We start from the raw sequence: 14,975 nt of genomic DNA, 5'->3' as shown, positions 1-14,975 counted from the left end.
TAGTGAAAAGTTATCAAAAAAATTGAAGCTTTCTTTACTATAAGAGTGCACGCTTATCGTAAAACTGCCTTAAGAAAAGAACATAAATATTAAGAGCAAAGTTGTTAATAATAGTTACACCAGCTAAATTTCTAATAAAAATTTTTATCTAAATGTTACCTTTTTCTCTAGAGGTCTCCCAATCAAATCAGCTATGAATTCACACGAAGAGGAGAGTGAGGAGATGAAATACATCTATCGAATTGCGGCAATTGGTCTTTTTTGTATCCTCTTTTTACCGGCAGAATCAGCCTTGGCAAAAAGCCCTTCTCATTTTGGACCATTCAAACCGATTAATATTTCCCATCGTGGTGCTTCTGGACATGCACCAGAACACACCTTTCCGGCTTATGAACTTGGTACCATAATGGAAGGAGATTATATAGAGATTGATCTCCAGATGACGAAGGACGGAGAATTGATTGCGATGCATGACGAAACACTTGACCGCACCACAGGAGAAACGGGCATGGTCAAGGATTTCACTCTTGCACAAATAAAGAAACTTGATGCAGGATCCTGGTTTAATGAAACTTTCCCCCAGAAGGCAAAGCCGGACTATCTCGGTCTTCAGGTGCCAACTCTGCGAGAGATCATTGAACAAATGGGTCCTAATGCGAGGTACTATATCGAAACTAAATCTCCAGAATTCTATCCTGGAATGGAAGAAAAGCTACTTGATATTTTGCATGAATACAATCTTGTCGGGGAGAATCAGCCTGTTGGCAAGATCATGATCCAGTCTTTCAGTGCAGAGAGCCTGAAAAAAATCCATCAGATGGATGAGTCCATCCCCTTAATTCAGCTATTGTCATACTATGCACCCGCCATCATAACGAATGAGGAAGTGGCGAAAATCAAGGCGTATGCAGTCGGGATTGGAATGCATTACACTGCCATCAGCCCTGGCTATGTAAAAAAGGTCCGGGATTCCGGATTACTGATCTATCCTTATACAGTAAATGAGAAAGAGGATATGGAGATGCTTTTAGATTGGGGCGTTACAGGAATGTTCACCAATTACCCAGATCGGCTAAACGAAGTTATAGGAAAAAGAATGCCATAAATAAAGCTGCCTTTCGGGAGGCAGCTTTGTTTATGGTAGTTTTTAAAAGGATTTTTTACTAACTATTTTCTATTTCAAGATGCTTCTTCAAAAGGGATTGAAGCCTGTGCTGCTCTTCTTGAGGCACAACAAGAAAATATAGTTCCTTCCCGAACTCCTCATCGTAAATTCTTTGTCCATCCCCCTTCACTTCATTTTGATGGATCTGTTTTCTGGCATCCTTATAATTTTGCTGGATATCCTTCATTTCGCTAAACGTCATGTTGGTCTTGATATTATCGCCCAAGGCCTCTAAAATCGAATTATACCTTGCAAGTGATGTAAAACTGGCACCTTTATCTATTATTGCCTTAATAACTTCACGCTGGCGGATCTGTCTGCCGAAATCACCACGTTTGTCTTCGTACCGCATCCTGATAAACTTCAATGCATCGTCCCCATCTAATGCTACTTCACCAGCAGGAAAATTCGTTCCGCCATAGGCAAAATCCAAGTCATTAAATACGGTAATCCCTCCTAAAGCATTCACTATTTCTTTAAAACTTTCCATATTGACTTTTATGAAGTAATCAATTGGAATATCTAGGAATTGTTCAACTGTCGCAACCGCCATTTCGGCTCCTCCGTAGGCAAATGCATGGTTGATTTTGGATACTTTATCGAGGCCGGCAATCGTTGTTCTTGTATCTCGAGGAATGCTGAGCATTTCGACTGATTTTTTATTTGGATTTACAGACAGCACGATCATCGTATCAGATCTTCCTCCATCATTTGCACGTTCATCGACACCGAGCAACAGCACAGAAAATGGTTCTCTTTTCTGGAAAGATAATTGTTCTTCCCTTTTTTCTGACTTTTCCCGATCAAGTGGCTGATGCATTGTTTCCACTGTCTCTGTGACCGATTTATAAACAGAATATGTATAAAAGCCAGCGGAAATGGCGAGGAGCAGTGCCAGGATTCCAAAGAATTTCATTACTCTTTTCTTATTTTTCATATTAAATTAAATCACCTCTTTTAAGATTGATTGTTATCCATTTTCAACTTTTAGTCCTGGCCAAGTGGATTTCCAGTTCTTTGTCTCAAGCCTTTTTTTATAAATTTGCATTAATTTTTTTGATGACTTAAAAAACGGAGTTGGTTTTAATTTCAATGACACAGCATCATGTAGACCATAAGGTGCGATTATGGTCAGGTTTCCTTTATCGTTTATCTTCACACCAAGGGCTGTAGAGGTTTCAGGAAATTTCGAAATGGCGTCAGATGAAGACAAGTATGGCGGAAGCTGATTTACTAAGTGCATCCTGGCTTGATTTTTAACCGACCATGGGACTCCTCCATGAACTTCAGTAAGGTGTGCTTCAAGCTTTTTTTCCTTGCCTTCATCTATAAAGCGTTCATCGTGAAAAATGACATCAATATCTGCCAGTTCTGTCCTCACAGTGTAACCGTGGACGGTATCCCAGATTTTAGACCTGACAAACCCGGCGCAAACACACCAATCGCGTAAGTGAAGTGTGCTTGCGGTTTTAATAATTTCCATCATCCATTCGTCATGCTTGATCAATTCGATGAGATCTTCCTCAGTTTTTATTTTCATTTTTTGCGCTCCTCGCTTATTGGAAAAAATTTCTGACTGCAGATTTAAATTGCGACTCTTCTTCCAAAAACGGATAATGGCTGCTGTTTTCGAATACATGTAGTTTTGAAGATGGAATCAACTGCTTCATTTCTTCGGAAAATAAAACCGGACATTGGACGTCATGCCTCCCACAAAGAATCAGAGTTTTAACAGTAATCTTATGCAGTTGTCGAGTGACATCGAAAATCAATGCCTCCCTCGAGAAAAAGTTTAATCGTTTGGAAGACAATTTTTTTGATATTTTTTTATTGAAATATTCATCATGGAGTTCAGATCGAAATAATGACAGCATGGTCCTTTGCCTGGTGATTGCTTTCCTTTCAGTTTCGGTTAAGCCTGTATGCTTCAATTTTTCGATCAAGCTTTGCATAAGCTCAAAATCCGCGTGCAGTTTATTATATATACATCCTTCTGAAGAGGAATACTCCCTGGCAGCGGACCCTACAATGATAAGGCTATCAAGCAACTGGCTAAAATGGATGACATATAAAACTCCAAGCATACCACCGGTCGAATGCCCCGCAAAACTCCAACTTGGTATACTTAAAGCTTCCCTGATTCCTTCAAGATCCAATATTGCTTCTATCATGCTTAATTGATATGGCTCTTCGGCTTTTGCTGATTGCCCTGCTTCCCTCAAATTTACGAGGATCACTTGATTTTGCTCTGTAAATACGTCTGCAAAATAATCTCCCGAAGAATTAAATTCTGAATAATGGTGAGTGACACAAATCGGTTCACCACTGCCTTTTACAAAAATTTCGAAATTCCCACGTTTAGTATTGATGATTTGCTGTACCCATTTCTCCATGTCTGCACCTGCTTCTAATAAAAATTCATATGTGGTTTAGTTTCTTTATAATAATTGAGCCGATCATTTAGTGTACCAGTGTGAAATTCGAATTTGTGGCCATCTGGATCTTTAAAATAGATCGACTTTTTATCTCGATCGTCTCTTTCACGCCCTGGTAAAATTTCCACATCCAAATCTACTAACTTATTGAGAATTAGATCAAATTCTTCTTCTTTAATGGAAAACGCAATATGCGTGTAGGACGAGTGAATCTCATTCCGGGGAATATTTTTTTCTTCATTCAAGGCAAGCCAAATGCCATTCAAATCAAAATAAGCTGTAGAATTCCCGCTGGCGAGCAGCCTTGCGTCAAATACTTTCAAGTAAAATTCTATCGATCTATTAATATTAGATACTGAAAAAAGCAGATGGTTGATCTCACTTATTCTCATCATTGCCTCCGTTAATAAAGCCGGTTTTTGTAGCCGTCTTCCAGTCTTGTTTGTATATCAGCAACTGATGTTCCTGGCAGCCTGGAGTGGGCTGCAAGGATTTCTGAACCCGATGGCAAAGAATGTTGCTCTGTCCATGAATCTGGAGTCCATAGACCAGATCTCTTTAACGCTTTTCCACATTGGATGAAGCATTCTTCAACCTCAACCTCGATGCCCAGTATCGGTTTCTTTCCGCTGGCTTCCATTTTCTCAAGCACGATAGGATCAAGGGTTAAGCTTGCCTTCCCATTTACTCTTAATGTCTCAGGCATTCCAGGGATAAGAAACAGCAATCCTACACTTGGATTTGATAAAATATTTTTTAATGAGTCCATTCTTTTATTTCCAGGCCGCTCCGGAATGACGATACGTTTTTGATCTAATACAATTACAAAACCGGGTGCATCGCCTCGAGGAGAAGCGTCACAATAACCAGAAGAATCAGCTGTGGATAAAATCAAAAAAGGTGAATGCGCTAAAAATTTCCGGCAATGTTCATCTATAATGCTAATGACCTTTCGTTTGGCAAGTTCACTTGGCTCCCCAACCAAGGCCCTTAATTCTTTGAAATCATTGATTTTATAGTTCAAGTTCTCATCTCCCTTTATGAATAATCTCAATTATGATGGTATGCAGTTTTAAGTGGTTTTCAACATCCTTTTGGATATCGCTGTATGATATAATGATGTTACCACAATTTGGGTGAACTAACATAAAACGCTAATCAACTAGTAAAAATACATATATAGAAGGTGCAGATTTGATTAAAGAAAATAAACGCATGGCATTTTTTTGGGCGTTAATCTTTGCATTTATTGGTGGCTTAATATTTTCATATCTTGCTATTCCTATTCCCTGGCTGCTCGGACCGATGTCAGCGATGTTAATTACCTCGAGATTTAAAGGTATTTTTTTTTATTGGCCATCCTATTTAAGGGACGCTGCTTTAGTCATAGTTGGATATTCTATTGGCCTTTCGTTTACCAGGGAAGCCGTTATAAATATTCTAACGAATCTGCCTATGATGCTTATTTTGACCATTCTGCTGGTTTCATCCGCAGCACTAATGGCTTTTTTCATTTCTAAGCTTTCTGGTGTGGACTACCCAACTGTATTGACCGGCAGCATCCCAGGAGGTCTCTCGCAAATGATCATATTTGCTGAGGAAAATAAGGGGATTAATATTACTACCGTAACCTTTCTTCAGGTATCCAGATTATTGATGATCGTTTTTTTTGTTCCATTTATCATATTCGGTCCCGTACTTAATATGAAACATACAGATTTAGTCATGAACAATATTGTCAAGGGTACTGTTTCACCAGCGGTCGTTTTCCTGTTTGGAGCTATATGTATAGTGGCAGCTTTGATTGGGAAGAAACTAAAGTTCCCTACTCCATTTTTGTTAGGCCCTATTCTGGGCACTGCCCTTTTAATGAACGTGGGGTTCCAAGGACCCCTTCTCCCTTCATTTATTCTTGACGTTTCTCAATTCATGATAGGTGGATATATTGGCCTCCTGCTAAAGCCGGAAAAATTGGAACGGAAAACAACGTCTATTATTCTTGCATTGCTAAGCGGACTTGTTCTTGTTACAGGTTCTTTAGCCATTAGCATCTATATTACAGACGTTTTAAATATCTCAATCGTAACAAGTTTCCTGAGTTTAGCTCCTGGCGGAATGGATCAGATGGGTATTATTGCGCATGAGGTTAATGCAGATCTTTCGATGGTTACTGGATTTCAATTATTCAGGCTGTTTTTCATTTATTTTGCTGTACCTCCTTTTCTCAGATGGTATTTTAAGAGGAAATTTAGCGGCGAAGAGGAATCACTTTATGATTGAGGGGTATATTAATTAACATATGTTATACCATTGTGATGGAGGGATTTGATGAACCAATCAATCAATAATTTTATTAATAAAGCTAAACAGACATTGAATCAAGCTTATGGACAAGCAAAAGAAACGGTTTATTCAATGACTGGGACCTCTTCTGCCTCGGTGCAGCAAATCGCTGAGTATATCATGAACAACCCTGATGCAAAAATGGTGGAAAAACATTATCTAGGAGCTACATTGTCTTTTTATGAATTGGTGCAAGGGGCGACAAGATATTATTTAGAAACTAATAAATCTAAAATCCTGCAGTTAGATGTTCATTCTCATAATCAAACTATTGTCTCGTATCGATCGTATCGCGACCATTTATCTCTTAACACCCCAGTGAGACTTCCAGATCTTTCTAGTACACAATCTTAAATTACAGTTGTACAAACAGGCTTCTGCATTCTTGCAGAAGCTATTTTTGTGGGATGAGATATTTCTATGTTCTTGAAGGATTTGTAAAAAAATGATCGAGATAAGAAGTTTAATGAAAATTGGTAAAAATGACCTATCATTTTTAGAAAATAGTAGTAAAATGAGAGATAAGATATCTAATAGGAGTGAGCACTCTGGTTGAGTTTTTTTTACTAATCACTGTAACCATTGTATTGGCTATTATGGCTAATTTCTTACGCTTTAATGTAAGCGCTTATATGAATAAACTGATTTTTTCCTTAACTGCACTTGTACTGGTAGAAATATTTATTAAGGTTTATGGGACATACCATATACAATGGATGCTTCTTTTTTTTGTTGGCATCTCGGGTTATTCTTATAAATTACCTGGCGGGATTATCGCCGCCGTATTCAGTGCAGCTTTGGCAGTTGCGCAAACAGAAGGTTCTTCCCTGCTTACACTGGCTTCATACCTAGCAATTGGTGCAGGCTCAGGTTATGTATCACAATATTTATTGAAAAAGAAGCGTGATCACCATAAGTGGATGTATATGCTGATGGAACAATCCAAGCATTTGCAAGTTTTCCGTGAGGTCAGTACAACTATGCAGCGTACTCTTCAACAGGATCTTTTGCTTAAAGTTATATTGACTTCTGTTACTGCAGGCCATGGACTTGGCTTTAACCGTGCGATGATTTTTCTTTTTTCCAGCGAGTCTAAATCCTTAAGAGGGATTGTTGGTGTAGGGCCAATGGATGTAAAAAAGGGCTATGAGGTGTGGGAAAAGATTTCTGAGGACAAATTAAAGCTCCGGGATTTGATTGAGCACAATTTCGACAGCAACTTTACAGACCCAGAATTAAATGACATTCTAAAATCCCTTGATATTCCTTATGATGAACAAAATGTCTTTGGGATGGCACTTTCCAGTCAGAAGGCAGTTATCGTTAAAGAGATCGATAACAATGATTCTTCGCAAATTCTTATTCATGAACTTTTTCAAACGAATGAATTTGCCGTTATCCCTCTTATTAATCAAGGGAAAAATATAGGAATCCTGCTTATTGATAATATTGTCAATAAACGGCCAATAACTTTGATGGATACAGAATCTATCATTCCACTTGCAAACCAGGCTGCGATTGCTCTCGATCATGCTAGCCTGTACGAACAAATTGAGGAAATGGCTTTAAGGGATGGACTAACTGGATTGCTGAATCAGCGTGCCTTCCAGACTATACTAGAGGATCACTTCCCTCATTCAGGGAATCAGCGTGGGCCGCTTTCGCTAATCATTTTTGATATTGATTTTTTCAAAGTCTTTAATGACAAAAATGGCCACCTGCTTGGAAATGAAGTTTTGATGAAGCTTGCTGGAGTAATTGTTGATACCCTGAGGCCCGGTGACTTCTCATTCCGCTTTGGAGGGGAAGAATTCGTCGTCCTGCTTCCTGAAACAACATTGGAGCAATCAGAAATGATTGCTGAAAAAATTCGTCTGAATGTTGAACTTGCAAAATTTCCAGGCGAAGAAACACAGCCCAAAGGTACTTTAACAGTAAGTATTGGGACTGCTTGTACAGATCATTCAGCCATTGTGACTAAGAACGAGTTAATAGATGCAGCCGACCAGGCTCTCTATAAGGCAAAAAATGCAGGCAAGAATACAGTAGTTTCTTTTAAGGAGTTCGTTACCATTGATTGAAATGACGTTCATTATGGCAGTAATTGTCTTTCTGATGACGGCCGGTTTAACCAGCAGACCCTTCTATGATTTTTCGATGAAAAAGTATACGAAAAGAGTTACCTCGAAATTTGGTTTCAAAGTTTCAGATCTCCATTATTCATACGACCAAATGATTTATTTTATCTCGCTTCCGACAACACTGCCTTACGTTAAAGCTGCTGATAAAGATGATTTAATCATTGAACAAGATTATTCGTCCTTTTTTTACCCAGTGTTAAAAGGGATAAAAATTTCTTTGGAATTCAATGAGCAAAAGCTGTACCTTGCATATTTGCCGATTGGCAACTTCCGCCTGCCTCATCTTGATAAACTTCAGCAGGAAGGATACATAGATGAGCAGACCTATTTAAAAATCAGTACAAGTAAACTCCTTCATCCAAAAACTTTAACAGAAGTGCGAGAGGAAGTTTATAAGCAGCTGCAGATTGGCCGCTATTAACTTTTAAAGTCAGCATGTGTATATGCTGGCTTTTATATATTAGGCTTTGAAAAGATTGGCTGTTGATATACGTTTTAGAGGGTTTTTAAAATTAGCGGCGGCTAGATCACCAATTATTAATCAAATTATGTTCTGAAGATATTGCACATCTGCGAGTATTAAAGGCAAAGCCCAGTCCGTAGACTGGGCTTTGAATTTTGTTAAATTTGTTATTTAATCTGGCCGATGAAGCTTAGTTCCTCAACACTGTATGCATCTGCTGAACTGTCCAGGATTTTCCTCACATCATTCAATGTGTCTTGAAGGCCTATCCTTACGCCATTTTTACCTGTAAAAGTCTCTGCTACATAGAACGGCTGTGTCAGATATGCTTCTAGTTTTTCACCTTGTTGATAGATATAAAGCTCTGCAGCAGGTAGACGGTCCAGTCCATGGACATTTACTAATGAACGCAGTTCTCGGTACCTGCGGAGCAATTTTTGTGCTCTTTGCTGGATACTGTGGTGAACGGGATCTAAATAGGATCCCTCTAAGATGGATGAAGTTGAGTAGATCGGGTTTACCGCGGGATATTTATGGCGGACGGCTAGGTCTGCATCAAAATGCCATAATGTGTCAAGTGGACCATATGGCAAATCCTCATCAACAGCCTCTCCTTGTAAATCAACTAGAAAAGTAGTAACAGTAGAAATTCCTTTTTCATCAAGCATTTCTTGCAAGCTATACATATCCCCTGATAATATAAAAGACCTGTCAGCTGTTAAGACAAAATCCTTATTTACACCAGATGAGATCATAGCTTGATAGGTCTCATCGATAGAATCAGTTACAAAATCAACATCACTTGTTACATCATTAATTTCTGGATGATCCCCGTTGGGTTTTATCAGGATAGTTATGTAACCTTCCCGTTTAAGCCGATACAACATTTCTGCAAGAACTACCAATTGGCCCATACCAGGGCGTGCCACAAGTCCAACAGTCCCTCCTTTTGAAATTGGAGCGAATAAATCCAATGTTTTGATCCCTGTTTCAATCATTTCTGCACTCTCCCCTCTTAAAATCAGTTCATCCAATGTGCAGCCAGCTAATTCAGCAAGTGCGACAATCGTTCGTACTTCGGCCCTTCCCACGGGAATCTTGCCAGTCGATAAATTGGAAACAGTAGCTGGCCTTAATCCTACTGACTTAGCAGCAGTCGTGAGATTCGGAACTCTTTTACGCAACAAAGCTACATTCAATCTAATATTTTCCATCACTTCCACCTCCTTACTTTAAAGAGTAAATCATTTTACGTTAAAAAGCAATATAAATTACTTTGAAAAGCATTTAAATTTACTTTTTAAAGTAATTTCCTTTGTTAGGTTTAAGTTTTAAATATGATCATGCCAAAGGGCGCGCTGGAGATTCACGTAGGAGTAAATGTACTGAGCGTCATATTCAAATGAAACCCTGCGACGCTGTAATATTTGCTGCATCTGACGGAGAATATGTCCGTGCGAAAACCGATGGTGAACAAAGCCTTGTTTTCAATAGGTTCTGATTAGCGAAAAAGAATCATGCGATTGTTTCAGGAAAAGCTATGTGAAAAGTGCATAGCGATTTCAGCACCATAGGCTAGCTTTTCTCATACGCAACTTTGAGGATCATCTAGATCCAAACTTCTTCTAATGTATCCCTGAATATTTGATTAAGTGTCTTAGTTGGATCAGAGTGTTTCTTGGTAAGCTGCTTAGCAAATGATTCAAGGAATTCTATTTCTTTAATGATAAAATCATCAATGATGCTTAAGTCCAAGTCATTTTGGAGTCGTTCTCCCGCTTGCTTGGCTGTTAAAATTTTTAAGGCAGCCTCCTTCACTCTTCCTGGAGAAAGTGTTTGTATTAGTTCCGGGAATTCGACAGGTGGCACAGAACCATACTTTACAATCCATAGCCCAGACAGGATGGATCGAAGGATGTACAGATATAGTTTAATATTTCTCTCCTGCTTACCCGGTCCCACATCAAAATTTCTCCTCGCTATGTTTATGTGATGGATGATAAAGGACTTTTCAGAAAAGATACTCCCCGTCATGGCTTTCATTTTTTCAATTGTTGAATACTGTTGTAAATAAACCTCTTTGGATTGAAGCCATTCTATTAAGGAAGGATTTGATTTTCTGAAGAGCCTTAATGTTTTAGCCAGCTCCCAGCCGCTCATATCCAATAGAGGGTTTATTTCAATAGTCAAGGCGTCTTGCTTAGGCACTTCAAGTACATCTTTTTTTTGATCTATCGATAAATACCAATCTAGCTTGTGAACATAAATAAACCTGATATCGTAATCGCTGCCATGGTCGGCAAAGCCCAGAGCACGGCTGCCGGCATCGCAGGCAAAAAGGATTTTTACGTCGTATTCAAGCTCTATCCTTTTTAAAACCTCTATTATTTGTGTTTTCACCTTGCTGCCTCCCCATCGAAAAACAATTTTATAGTTAGTTTGCCTTCATTTCTGAAGGGTATAAGAGAATATACACAATATAAAGGAGGCAAAATCATGAATAACGATCAAACGAAAGGCGCTTTTGACCAAGTCAAAGGAGAAGCTAAAAAGCAATTTGGCAAACTTACTGACAATGAATCAATGGAAGCAGAAGGCCGAGTTGATAAAGGTAAAGGAAAACTGCAAGAAACAGCTGGAAATGTGAAAGAAGACATCTCTCGTGCTTTCAATAAGGCTTCAAGAGATTAAAGGTCAAACCAAAAGCCTTTGCTATCAAGCAAAGGCTTTTTTTGTGCTCGATTATTTAATTTAGTATTCCAACCTTAATCAATATTTGATTTATGTTTCCCTTTCACAAATCGATAGGCCAGATAAGCTATATAAAGCGGTGTTGCTATATAGATCAGATAAGGGAATTGCCCATATGTTCCCTTCCAGATTACGAATAACATGGAACCGAGGAAAAAGGTAACAATCGTTCCGTACTTAGGAAGCGGTACTTCTTTGAAACTTGGAATTCTGACTCTGCTTACCATTAAAAATCCTAACGCAGTAAATACTACTGTAGTTACAATGTTCGGTATTAAATCCCCAAATAACGTAAGAATCGCCATGATTCCACCTGCAGCAGTGATCGGTACGCCAATAAAATAGTTCAGTGAAGATTTATCTGTACTGATATTGAATCTTGCTAGTCGGTATGCTCCAAATAAAGGGAAAAGTCCCGCAACAAGAGTCCCTAAAATTCCGAAATTATGGAAGTATGTATAATACACTAAAAATGATGGCGCTACGCCAAAGGTGACGATGTCAGCAAGTGAATCTAACTCTTTTCCGAGCTGGCTGTCTGCTTTCAGCATTCTGGCAAGTCTTCCATCCATGCTGTCTAGCATCATGCCAATCAATATTAATATAGCTGCGTTATTAAATTGGCCGTTAGCAGCAAATCCTATTGAAAGAAAACCACAATATAGATTTCCTAACGTAAACATATTTGGAATCATCTTTGTAAACCGCATTAGTTGTCCTCGCTCTCCGAAATCATTTTTTTCATCCTTACCTTTTCCTATTTTTACCCCAGCATGGCATGAATCATGTTTAATAAATATAATTATCGCCAAAAATATAGGTGAACTATATCATTATATCTCATTCTGAAGGGCGATTAATAAGAAAATTTTAAAGTTATTAGAAGAATGATTAACAGTAACTTAAAATATGCTTTAAAAAATAACTATTAAAATGATTCATCAAATTGTATACTATTTTTGGGCTGGTGAATTATGATCAATAAACTATTACGCAGAATAAAATTTCTTCTTATTAGACTATTCAGGATAAAAGACAACGCACATAATATTTCTCTAGGGTTTACTTTAGGTTTCTTGATTCATTTTGTTCCTTCTTTTGGAATGGGACCGATTATTTCTACAGCAAGTGCTAAACTTTTCAAAGGCAGTCCGGTTGCTGGTTTTATTAGCGGGGTTTCCCTTATTTGGCTTTTCCCATTCTTATTTTATTTGAATGTAATTGTAGGAGAGACGCTGTTCCCATATGGCATGTTCCCATCAGCAGCAGGCATGCCACATCATGGTGCAATTCTTGGAACAAGTATGCATGTCGGTGCTGCATTTTTCTTAGGCATGATCGTAAATCTTATCATATTCGGGTTTATTGTATACTTCTTGATTTATACTCTGTTGCTGAAATACAGGCTGAATTTTTTATCAGCAATTAAAAAATGGGACATAAAAAAATAAAGGAATGAAAAAAATCTTTGGATTCTTTTCATTCCTTTTTTAACGTTGTAGCTCATGTCAATAAAAACATTTGCTTTTTTCGTGTCATGTCTGTATGAATTCAATGATTTCATTGTCAGTTCCCTGATAAAACACAGTCTTCCAGCCGTTTTCCAGGGAATATGGACCTTCACTTGGCAACAGTGAAGACTCTGCTAACTTGCGAATTTGCTCCTCGATATCATCCACTTCAAAACAAAGATGGATATTTTCATTTATTTGGCTATTTAGATTATTTGCTATAAGCTCAATCAAAAATCCATTAAGATTTAAAAATATGATTTCCTCATCTTGAAAAGAAGTTCTCAAATATTCCTTAAATCCAAGTAATTCCTCATAGAAAGCTTTCGCAGCCTCGAGGTTTTTCACTTCCAGTGCGAAATGGTGGATTCTCATATTTTTACTCCTTTTCATATAATTAAGTTGATATCACCGAACTCATGCCATAAATAATTCTTTTTGATTGCAATTGTATAGGCTGAAAATAGTTTTTTCTCCTTCACAAAAGCGGTAAGCATATCTAAGTGGCTTGCCTTAGGCTCATGGAAGCCAGTGATGATTCCATCAACCAGCTGCAGTTCATACTCGGCACTCACATACAGATTTGTCCATCCTGATAAAATTGAAGTCTTTTTAGCTGTTTCTAATGCGCGTACAACTGTCGTACCAACGGCAACAACTTTTCCGCCTGTAGACTTTGCCTCCATTATTGCCTTCATATCTTCCTGAGCTATTACATATTCTTCATAATGGTCTTCTGGTGAGTGTTCATAATGATCATCAAGCAAATAGCTAAGACCTGTATGAAGCTGCAAATAAGCTATCTTGATACCTTTACGCTGCAGCTTAAACAAAAGCTCCCAGCTGAAGGCTCTTCCGGCTGAGGGCATTTCTACGGAGCCAGGCTGACTGGCAAACACGGTCTGATAGTAGTCCAGCTTCCATGGCTGCTCAATATATTCATACCTGACTGGCTCGCCTATTGAATAAAAGGCTTCGATAAGATCTCTTCCCTGAATCGAAAAATGGACTATTTTCAATGGTGATTTAAAAACTTCGCCAATCACTTTTGCCACCAGGTTTTCCCCGAAGCAGAATTGGTCACCCGCTTTGACATCTTCAGCAACGATTAATACTTCCCAGGCAGAATCATTCTTTTTCCTTGCAAGCCTTATTTCAGTCTCTTTCTTAATTAGCTTTCCATTTCTATGCCAATCTGCTTTTAAAATGGCAGGAATTGTTCTGCTGTTATTAAGCACAAGAATATCGCCGGGATTAAGGTATTGGTCAAGTTCAAAAAACTTGTCATGTTTTACACTGCCTGTAATCTTGTCAAGGACCATCATGTTTACGTGATCTCTGCGTATTCCTCTTCGCTCCGGAGGATGTGTTGCATTGAGTTCAGACGGAAGATAAAAGTCATAGGCTATTGATTCTGCTTTACTCTGCATCATTGCCCCTCCTTTACGAATTCCTGTGCCTGGAACCGCTGGCCGTTTATATCTTTGGAGGCATCTGAAGCAAGGAATAGAAATACGTCAACTACATCATAAGGATCCGCTAGCTCATAATCGCATTCAGGTACAGCAAGTTCATGCATTTCAGTATTCATTTCGCCTGGGTCGACCATATTCATTCTGACATTCGTTTCACTTAATTCATCGGCCCATGTTTCAGTCAGTCCCTCAACAGCAAATTTAGAGATTCCATATGCTCCCCATCCAGCATAGCCAACATTGCCGGCTTCGGATGTCACGTTGATAACCGAGCCTGCATTTTGCTTAAGCATGGCTGGCAGGACACGCCGCGCTACAAGAAATGGACTGATGCTGTTTACTCTGATTACCTCAGCAAAATCGTCTTCAGGATAGTCGAGCAATAGCGGCATTGGACTAGGACCAAGAACGGAAGCGTTATTAATCAAAACATCAATGCGGCCATATGTTTCTTCTGTTAAGGCAACGAATTTTTCTACATCACGGGGATTAGAAACATCAGCGACAACCGCCAGCACTTCGGCGCCCATAGCTTCAGCTTCCTGTTTTACCTCTTCAAGCTCTTTTTTCTTCGTGCGCATACCGCGAGCTTAGCGCCTTCTTTTGCAAAAGTTAGGGTCAAAGCCTTGCCCAGCCCCTGTGTCACTCCTGTAATCATTACTACTTTATTTTTTAGCATCATCAAGTCCTC

General features: G+C 38.8%; 17 protein-coding genes and 1 pseudogene. 7 read left to right on the top strand and 11 right to left on the bottom strand.

From position 1 onward, the window contains the following. The first annotated feature begins 223 nt into the window (after positions 1-223). Positions 224-1,105 (top strand): glycerophosphodiester phosphodiesterase, encoded by an 882-nt coding sequence (locus tag AABM38_RS13325; protein WP_423406873.1) that lies wholly within the window; start codon positions 224-226, stop codon positions 1,103-1,105. A gap of 58 nt (positions 1,106-1,163) precedes the next feature. Here the strand turns inward: AABM38_RS13325 and AABM38_RS13320 are convergent, their stop codons facing one another. From AABM38_RS13320 to AABM38_RS13300, 5 genes are read right to left on the bottom strand one after another with little or no spacing between them, the layout of a single operon-like run. After that, positions 1,164-2,102: an LCP family protein gene (locus tag AABM38_RS13320; RefSeq protein ID WP_423406872.1), complete on the bottom strand. Its 939-nt coding sequence runs from the start codon at positions 2,100-2,102 to the stop codon at positions 1,164-1,166. Between the two features lie 33 nt (positions 2,103-2,135). Further along, positions 2,136-2,705, bottom strand: coding sequence for a nucleotidyltransferase family protein (locus AABM38_RS13315; protein ID WP_423406871.1), 570 nt, complete (start codon positions 2,703-2,705; stop codon positions 2,136-2,138). Between the two features lie 16 nt (positions 2,706-2,721). After that, complete coding sequence (locus tag AABM38_RS13310) at positions 2,722-3,558, bottom strand: alpha/beta fold hydrolase (RefSeq protein WP_423406870.1); 837 nt, start codon at positions 3,556-3,558, stop codon at positions 2,722-2,724. 14 nt (positions 3,559-3,572) lie between these two features. Next, on the bottom strand, positions 3,573-3,992 hold the full coding sequence (gene fosB, locus AABM38_RS13305) for a metallothiol transferase FosB (RefSeq protein ID WP_423410731.1): 420 nt from the start codon (positions 3,990-3,992) through the stop codon (positions 3,573-3,575). Between the two features lie 11 nt (positions 3,993-4,003). Beyond that, entirely contained in the window at positions 4,004-4,624 is a 621-nt protein-coding gene (locus AABM38_RS13300; protein ID WP_423406869.1) for a pyridoxamine 5'-phosphate oxidase family protein, read from the bottom strand. Between the two features lie 170 nt (positions 4,625-4,794). Here AABM38_RS13300 and AABM38_RS13295 point away from each other — a divergent pair, with 170 nt between their 5' ends. The 4 genes from AABM38_RS13295 (at position 4,795) to AABM38_RS13280 (ending at position 8,505) form a co-directional block, all read left to right on the top strand. After that, on the top strand, positions 4,795-5,880 hold the full coding sequence (locus AABM38_RS13295; protein ID WP_423406868.1) for an AbrB family transcriptional regulator: 1,086 nt from the start codon (positions 4,795-4,797) through the stop codon (positions 5,878-5,880). Between the two features lie 48 nt (positions 5,881-5,928). Then, a complete protein-coding gene (locus AABM38_RS13290) occupies positions 5,929-6,297 on the top strand; it encodes a hypothetical protein (protein WP_423406867.1) in 369 nt (122 codons plus the stop codon). A gap of 278 nt (positions 6,298-6,575) precedes the next feature. Beyond that, positions 6,576-8,024 carry a GGDEF domain-containing protein gene (locus AABM38_RS13285; RefSeq protein WP_423406866.1) on the top strand — a complete coding sequence of 483 codons (1,449 nt, stop codon included), beginning with the start codon at positions 6,576-6,578 and terminating at the stop codon, positions 8,022-8,024. Then, the gene (locus tag AABM38_RS13280; RefSeq protein WP_423406865.1) at positions 8,017-8,505 is read left to right on the top strand and encodes a hypothetical protein; all 489 of its coding nucleotides are present in this window, start codon (positions 8,017-8,019) and stop codon (positions 8,503-8,505) included. Before AABM38_RS13285 ends, AABM38_RS13280 begins: the two co-directional genes overlap by 8 nt. Positions 8,506-8,714: 209 nt before the next feature. On the opposite strand, the gene AABM38_RS13275 is transcribed toward AABM38_RS13280, so the two are convergent. Together AABM38_RS13275 and AABM38_RS13270 are read right to left on the bottom strand one after the other, a co-directional pair. Beyond that, on the bottom strand, positions 8,715-9,761 hold the full coding sequence (locus tag AABM38_RS13275) for a hypothetical protein (RefSeq protein WP_423406864.1): 1,047 nt from the start codon (positions 9,759-9,761) through the stop codon (positions 8,715-8,717). A 394-nt stretch (positions 9,762-10,155) separates the two neighbouring features. Then, complete coding sequence (locus AABM38_RS13270; protein WP_423406863.1) at positions 10,156-10,947, bottom strand: nucleotidyltransferase domain-containing protein; 792 nt, start codon at positions 10,945-10,947, stop codon at positions 10,156-10,158. Positions 10,948-11,043: 96 nt separating this feature from the next. Here AABM38_RS13270 and AABM38_RS13265 point away from each other — a divergent pair, with 96 nt between their 5' ends. After that, the gene (locus AABM38_RS13265; RefSeq protein WP_335377686.1) at positions 11,044-11,238 is read left to right on the top strand and encodes a CsbD family protein; all 195 of its coding nucleotides are present in this window, start codon (positions 11,044-11,046) and stop codon (positions 11,236-11,238) included. 74 nt (positions 11,239-11,312) lie between these two features. Here the strand turns inward: AABM38_RS13265 and pssA are convergent, their stop codons facing one another. Continuing rightward, a complete protein-coding gene (gene pssA / locus AABM38_RS13260; RefSeq protein WP_335377687.1) occupies positions 11,313-12,008 on the bottom strand; it encodes a CDP-diacylglycerol--serine O-phosphatidyltransferase in 696 nt (231 codons plus the stop codon). A gap of 264 nt (positions 12,009-12,272) precedes the next feature. Here pssA and AABM38_RS13255 point away from each other — a divergent pair, with 264 nt between their 5' ends. Continuing rightward, on the top strand, positions 12,273-12,749 hold the full coding sequence (locus AABM38_RS13255) for a DUF2062 domain-containing protein (RefSeq protein ID WP_423406862.1): 477 nt from the start codon (positions 12,273-12,275) through the stop codon (positions 12,747-12,749). Between the two features lie 84 nt (positions 12,750-12,833). Here the strand turns inward: AABM38_RS13255 and AABM38_RS13250 are convergent, their stop codons facing one another. From AABM38_RS13250 to AABM38_RS13240, 3 genes and pseudogenes are all read right to left on the bottom strand, one after another. Continuing rightward, the gene (locus AABM38_RS13250; RefSeq protein ID WP_423406861.1) at positions 12,834-13,184 is read right to left on the bottom strand and encodes a VOC family protein; all 351 of its coding nucleotides are present in this window, start codon (positions 13,182-13,184) and stop codon (positions 12,834-12,836) included. A 14-nt stretch (positions 13,185-13,198) separates the two neighbouring features. Then, positions 13,199-14,242: an S-adenosylmethionine:tRNA ribosyltransferase-isomerase gene (locus AABM38_RS13245; RefSeq protein WP_423406860.1), complete on the bottom strand. Its 1,044-nt coding sequence runs from the start codon at positions 14,240-14,242 to the stop codon at positions 13,199-13,201. Further along, positions 14,239-14,942 (bottom strand): annotated as a pseudogene (locus tag AABM38_RS13240) (SDR family oxidoreductase). Before AABM38_RS13240 ends, AABM38_RS13245 begins: the two are co-directional and overlap by 4 nt. Between the last annotated feature and the right edge of the window lie 33 nt (positions 14,943-14,975).

The sequence above is a fragment of the Heyndrickxia sp. MSNUG genome, assembly GCF_049532715.1.
Classification (GTDB): Bacteria; Bacillota; Bacilli; order Bacillales; family Cytobacillaceae; genus Mesobacillus.
This window is presented reverse-complemented; position numbering and strand designations above follow the sequence as displayed.

What these genes read in the sequence shown, in the direction of transcription:
- AABM38_RS13320 (WP_423406872.1), bottom strand. Translation starts at nt 2,102, where the DNA reads ATGAAAAATAAGAAAAGAGTAATGAAATTCTTTGGAATCCTGGCACTG.
- AABM38_RS13290 (WP_423406867.1), top strand. Translation starts at nt 5,929, where the DNA reads ATGAACCAATCAATCAATAATTTTATTAATAAAGCTAAACAGACATTG.
- AABM38_RS13275 (WP_423406864.1), bottom strand. Translation starts at nt 9,761, where the DNA reads ATGGAAAATATTAGATTGAATGTAGCTTTGTTGCGTAAAAGAGTTCCG.
- AABM38_RS13285 (WP_423406866.1), top strand. Translation starts at nt 6,576, where the DNA reads ATGAATAAACTGATTTTTTCCTTAACTGCACTTGTACTGGTAGAAATA.
- AABM38_RS13265 (WP_335377686.1), top strand. Translation starts at nt 11,044, where the DNA reads ATGAATAACGATCAAACGAAAGGCGCTTTTGACCAAGTCAAAGGAGAA.
- AABM38_RS13245 (WP_423406860.1), bottom strand. Translation starts at nt 14,242, where the DNA reads ATGATGCAGAGTAAAGCAGAATCAATAGCCTATGACTTTTATCTTCCG.
- fosB (WP_423410731.1), bottom strand. Translation starts at nt 3,992, where the DNA reads ATGAGAATAAGTGAGATCAACCATCTGCTTTTTTCAGTATCTAATATT.
- AABM38_RS13325 (WP_423406873.1), top strand. Translation starts at nt 224, where the DNA reads ATGAAATACATCTATCGAATTGCGGCAATTGGTCTTTTTTGTATCCTC.
- AABM38_RS13310 (WP_423406870.1), bottom strand. Translation starts at nt 3,558, where the DNA reads ATGGAGAAATGGGTACAGCAAATCATCAATACTAAACGTGGGAATTTC.
- pssA (WP_335377687.1), bottom strand. Translation starts at nt 12,008, where the DNA reads ATGCGGTTTACAAAGATGATTCCAAATATGTTTACGTTAGGAAATCTA.
- AABM38_RS13250 (WP_423406861.1), bottom strand. Translation starts at nt 13,184, where the DNA reads ATGAGAATCCACCATTTCGCACTGGAAGTGAAAAACCTCGAGGCTGCG.
- AABM38_RS13315 (WP_423406871.1), bottom strand. Translation starts at nt 2,705, where the DNA reads ATGAAAATAAAAACTGAGGAAGATCTCATCGAATTGATCAAGCATGAC.
- AABM38_RS13255 (WP_423406862.1), top strand. Translation starts at nt 12,273, where the DNA reads ATGATCAATAAACTATTACGCAGAATAAAATTTCTTCTTATTAGACTA.